Source organism: Vibrio sp. S234-5, assembly GCF_000960595.1.
Classification (GTDB): Bacteria; Pseudomonadota; Gammaproteobacteria; order Enterobacterales; family Vibrionaceae; genus Vibrio.
The window spans coordinates 1-406 of the sequence record NZ_JZAM01000395.1; the positions used below are offsets into that span (position 1 = coordinate 1).

General features: G+C 56.9%; 1 protein-coding gene. It reads right to left on the minus strand.

The genetic code is table 11. The annotated features are described in order from the left end of the window. A partial coding sequence (locus tag UF06_RS22290) for a RidA family protein (protein WP_045572424.1) occupies positions 1-379 on the minus strand: 379 nt, incomplete at its 3' end. Positions 380-406 lie beyond the last annotated feature (27 nt).

Consider the following 406-nt stretch of genomic DNA (forward strand, 5'->3'; position numbering starts at 1 on the left):
CACGGTAGCGGGTGACGTCCCCTTCCTCTTTTCCATCCACCACCAATTCACACACCCTCCAGATGCGCCCCGGTGGATGAGCGTCGAAAACTTCGCTAAACGCTTTATTGAACGACTGAAAATAGCGCGCATCGGTAAGGATCACTTTCGCATGCACCACAGCTTCCAGCGTGTAACCGGCCTCGTGCATGATATCGACGCAGTTTTGCAGCGCGAGTCGGCAGTGGTGGCCGCTCCCGCCTCCGACCACTCCCCCCCCTCTCATCGGGTTTTGCCCCAAACCATTCAAAAGGCCGCCCGTTTCGGGGGCACGGGCAAAGGGGAAATGGTCTCCACCCGTTCCTTCGCCACCTTCCACGCCGTATCGTTTTACCGTCATGGTTATTGTCCTTTTGTTAGAGAAACC